The 5,375-nt window shown below is 65.9% G+C and carries 1 protein-coding gene; it reads left to right on the top strand.

All coding sequences use genetic code 11. From position 1 onward, the window contains the following. The first annotated feature begins 120 nt into the window (after positions 1-120). Positions 121-5,367 (top strand): hypothetical protein, encoded by a 5,247-nt coding sequence (locus tag A5625_RS13560; protein WP_066994282.1) that lies wholly within the window; start codon positions 121-123, stop codon positions 5,365-5,367. Positions 5,368-5,375: the final 8 nt, after the last annotated feature.

Raw genomic sequence — 5,375 nt, 5'->3', positions numbered from 1 at the left:
CTGTCGAGCGCGGCGAGTGACTTTGAGCAAAACGGCTAGTGACGTTTTGGGCCGGTTTGGGCGTGTGCTGGGCTCGATAATTGGGTGGATGATGTGTGACTCTTGCGGCGGTAGTCGCTTGTGACTCTTCAAATTCCGGCCAATTTGCGGTGGGTTGCTTATTTGGCCGGGTCGGAGTGGCCGGCTGGTGACGAGGATGCCATGTGGCATTTGGCGGAGGTTTGGAATGATGCCGCGAACCAGTTGAACGCGTTGATCCCGGATTTGGAGCGGGTGCAGCAAGAGGCGTTGGCGACGTTTTCGGGGCAGACCGCTGATGCGGCGAAGGCGGATTTTGCGCAGGAATTCTCTGGCGATAATTCGATGGACAATCTGGTGGCGGCGATGTCGGCATTGGGGAAGTCCGCGCGCGACACCGGCACGGAGATTCAGTCCACGAAACTCAACATCATCGTCACGTTGAATATCGCGGCGGCTGAGCTCATGTACTACATGTATTTGGCGTGGGCGTTCGGTTTGGCGGTGCTGGGACAGATGGCGCTGGTGGAGTTGTTCACCATCCAGGCCATCCGCAGGTTTGCCCAGGAGTTGGTGCAGCGCATCGACACCTTGATCGAGGAGATGTTGACCGAGACCGGGTTGTGGCGATTGGGCAAGTCGTTGGCGCTCAAGGCTGCTGGTGGGGCGGCGGTGGGTGGTGGGTTGGGGTTTGTAGAGGAGTTTGGGATCGAGCAGGGCCAGGTGGACGCGGGTCATCGTGATTCGTTGAACTGGAGCCAGATTGGGAAGAGTCTGCTCGGCGGGGCGGTGGGTGGTGTGGGTTCGGCGTGGGCTCACGGTGCGGTCAAGTTCGGGTTGGGGGAGGCCAAAACGATCCTGACCAAGGCGGTCGATGGTGCGGTGATTCATTACACGTCGGGGGTGGTGGGCAATGTGGCGGGTTCGTTGCCGACTGGGGGCGGGTTGAGTGCTAAGGAGATTTTTGGTGGGGCCGGGGGTAACGCGTTGCCCGGGATCGCCGGGGATGCGCTGTCCAAACACGGTGCGCCTACCGGGGATCCGACACGTCGGCTAGCCATCGATCTCGGTGGCGACAAAGATGGTTTGAAAAAGAAAAAGCTACCGTTAGCGGACCCGGAGAACGGCGTCGAGCCCGCGCCGCCCTACAACGCGGATGCGTCGCCACCGTCCTACAACAAGGATGTGTCGCCGGCGCCCAATACCGCGAACGGGTCTGCACCGCCGAATACCTCCACCGCGTCTGCACCGCCTAATACCTCGAACGGGTCTGAGCCGCCCAACACGGGACCAAACGTCGGTAACGGTCCGGCTGCGGTGGGCGAGGATGCCGGCGGGACCCGGCCGGACGCAGTCAACAGCAACGGCGCGCCTGCGGGCGCTGCCTCGAGTCCGCGTGGCGGTTCGTCGGCGTCCAACGCAAATCTGTTGTCGGGTAACGGTACCGTAGGCAACCAGCCCGCCACGGGAGCATCGGCTGCGGGGCGCGGATCGCCAATGCCACCACAGTCGACCGTGACGCGCACCGCGAATGGCGCTGGACCACACAGCGTTCAGGGCTCCCCCGGCATCGCGCAGATCGACTCGAACCGCAGCCCCCACGGCGGTGTCGTTACGCCCGATCCGGTCACAGCTGAGCCGCATCCCGACGCGACGCTCACCAATGCCCGCGGCCCGATGGTGCCACCAGGGACGAACCAAGCCGACTCAAACCCCCCACATCCATTACCGGATATTGCAACCACCGACGAGTCCTCGACACCACCGCCGCGCCCGGATCCACTTGAGGTGGTGACGGCTGAGCCCTTGGTGCGCACCGCCGACGATGCGCCGCCTCGACCGGAATTACCCGTCGAGACAACCGATTCCAGCGGCGGTCGCGACGTAGCCGACCGACCCAGTGATCTCCAACGCGATAAGGACGCCGCCCACATGCGGGATAGTCGGGGGCGCGGGGCGGCCTCCGATGTGCCAGCGCGCGGTGTCGGCTCGGATCGGTCGGTGTCGTCGCCTGCGGGGCGGGGCAGGGCTGAGCCGACCGAGCGTGGTGAAACGGTTAGCCCAGCGCATCGGCGCGGATCAGCCCGGGAGTCAGCGGGTTCGGATGGTGCCGGTGCGCAGCGGATTTCAACCTCGGAAGGGGCCGGGGTGCGGGCACCCGGGGGCCCACACGCGGTTGTGGATGGGCACGCGGGGCCCGTTGAGAACGCTGTGGGGATCCATCGGGAAGTGGTCACAGACGGGGTCGATGAGCACCACGCGGGGCAGCAGGCCCGAGCACTGGACGCGATCGCGGCCGAAAACGCTGACGCTCAACAGGTGTGGGCGCACACGGGGCAGCGTGTGCACGCCTCACGTGAGGCGGTCACGGGGGCGCGGGCAACGTTCGAGCGGGCCCAGCAGGCCCATCAACGAGCGGTCGATGAGTTCGCGGCCAAAGTGGGGGGGCGCTGGCAGGAGCGTATTGCTGATGCGCGCGACGCCGTTGATCGGCAGCGCGAGGGGTGGCTGAAGGCCTCGCACGCCTACGACGAGGAGTCGGGGGGACCTGAGCCGGGACAGGAGCGCCTGGATCGGTTGCGAACCGAGATCGACGAAAGCGCAGAGCGGTGGCGTCAGGAGATGATCCGGTACGAGGCGTTGTTGCGCGCGGCCCCGGGTGATCATCACGGCGAGCTGGCGGCCGCGCGCGCCGCGCGCGATGAGTGGGCGGCGCAGCGGCCCGATACGGCGGTCCGCGATGTGGAGTCGGTCGTGGCCAGGCGGGCCGACGATCTGCGTGTGGAGATGGGCAACCACGCATTGGCGGCCAAGGTCGAGTTGCGCCAGGGCCAGCTGAACAAGGCGCGCGCGGCCTATGGGGTGGCGCGCGAGGAGTTCGAATCGGTCGGGCGGGAAGTGGTGGGCCAGCGTTTGGAGGTATTGCACCGCGCGGGTGTGGCAGATCGACGGGCTCACGACGCGGGGCTGACTGATCGTGGGGCGTTAGGTGATGCGGCTCGCAAGCGTGAGGCGGCCGTGGCAGCGGCGCGGGAAGTGGCGGCGATCTATGACGAGGTGGTGTGGCGCTCACCGGATGTGGTGGCCGAGCGTGTCAGCGATGAACAGTTGCGCGACAGGCTAGTTAACGGTGACACCATCGAACGGATCACGATCTTGCCGGAATGGGTGCGGCGCACCACGGGCATGGATCTGCGCGAGACGCAGTGGGACGCGTGGATGCTGGGGGCGGCCGACGTCAAGACCGGTGAGGGCAAGACCTTGATCTCGGGGGTCAAGATCGTGTTCGAGGCGCTCGAGCACGGCAGTGTTCATTTTTGGACCAGCAGTGATCAGCTGCGCTCGGAAATGGTCGATATGGTCAACAAACTCACCGGTGGTGGGGCGTTGTTGCCGGTGGACGCATTGCGCATGGCCGACGAGGGAGACTTACCCGAGCCGGTCGCTGGGCGCGCCCGGGTGTTTGCCGGTACCGCCCAGGATTACGAGTTCCGCACCCTGCACGCGATGCGTTCGATACTCGAGCGCCTCGGACACGCAGGCGCACCGTCGGCAGAGATCGCGGCGCTGCGTCACCAGCTCAACGAGCAGCCGCCGATCGACGTTGTCACGACCGTGCTCAACGATGCGGCACAACGGTACGGACTGGCGGAGCGGTTTAATCCGTTCCCCGCGGGTCGTCACGTGGTCGACGAGATCGACACGCTGCTCGACGGGGAGCAAGCGGTGTTGTCGCCCGGCGGTAGCCAAGATGCGCCCGCGCATGAGGTGGAGCACCTTCAGCGGGTGCTGGACCGGGTGAACGCCGCGGAAAAGCTCGGGCTCGACGCTGGCCATTTCGGCAGAGCGGCCAACACCATGGGGACCTGGGATGCCAGGCTCACTGATGACGCGCGTGAGTTTCTCAACCGAGTGCCCGGGGCTCGGATCGACGCGGGGGACCCTGAGGCCAAGTTGTATGTGGATGCGGCGCTGGCGAAATGGGGCCTGGGCCGAAACAGCGACTGGATCACCGTTGCTGGTGAGGATCCCCACAGCCCGCGCAAGGTCGCGCTGATCGCCTCGAATACCAACGACAAGTTGATGTCGGATCGCGAAAAGCAGACCGAGACCCGGCTGCAAGGGGTGGGCAAGTTCCTCGATCTTGTGGCCGGGGTGCCGGTCAAGGCCGATTTACCCGACGAGTCGCTGCACGTGTCGGTCGACCAGCTCATCGGCAGCACTCTGCTGGCCGCCACGTCGGGATGGTCGGGCACGGCCAAGCTTGGCGGCGGCGAACTCTATGACCGACACGGCATTTTGGTCTCGGAGGTCAAACCGTACTACGCGTCAAAGTTGCAGCGCCATGAACCGCGGATCTACCCCAGCGAGGACGCCAAACTGCGGGGCATGGCCGAGCGCATCATCGATGATGCCGGTATCGAGTTGATCGAACACCACGGCGCCGCCGTCGGGGTCAGGGCAACGGGTCGCCCCCAGTGGGTGGTGTCTTTTGACAACCGCAATATTCGCGGCGATGACGTGCGGGTCGGCCACGACCACGAGCCGCTGTCGTTGACCGGCTGGCGCGACAAGCACGACCACGAAAAGGGTTTGGTGGACTGGACCGATCAAATCACCGAGGAACGCGCCCGGGCGATGGCCGCCCAGCGTGGGCTACAGGTCCCCACCGATGCCAATCTGCGGCTCAACTACACCGTGCGCGACGCCCGGTGGTGGGATGAACACGGCAACGGCGCGGCCGCTGAAGAACTGGCCAAAGCCGACACCGCCGCGTGGGGCGCGCCGGGCAGCCTGCATTTCGGCAACAAAAACGACACCCGAGGCATCGACCCCAGCCCCACCGCCGAATCCAGGGCCATGGGCGGCACCGCAGTCAAACTCGACGGCGGCCCCGAATACGGCCACAGCCCCCTCGAGCAGGCACGAGGCCGCGCCAGCCGCGGCGGGCGAGGTCCCAACCGCGACGAGGGCGGCACCCCCGGAAGCTACGAAGAGTTTTTGTCCCCGAAAAATCTGCGAACCCGAACCGCCCACGACGGCATCGCCCGACAGGTCGTCAAATTCAGCGACGCTATCGCGGCCCGCGACACCGCCAGCACCCCTGCTGCCCGCGACAAAGCCCAACACGACCTCGCCCAAGCCGAACACACCCTGGGCGAGCACACCGCACCCGCCGTGGCACAGCACGCCCACACCCACCAACTCACCCGCCGTCACTCACCCACCCACCGCGCCTCAGCCACTAAAAACCCACACCCCACCGCGCCGCCCCGTGGCCACCATCATCAACAACGGTGTGCAACGCCAGCACATGACCGCGCCCCGCCCCGGCGCGACTGGCCATAATCACCGCC

The organism is Mycobacterium sp. 1465703.0, from assembly GCF_001672975.1.
Taxonomy (GTDB): Bacteria; Actinomycetota; Actinomycetes; order Mycobacteriales; family Mycobacteriaceae; genus Mycobacterium.
This window is presented reverse-complemented; position numbering and strand designations above follow the sequence as displayed.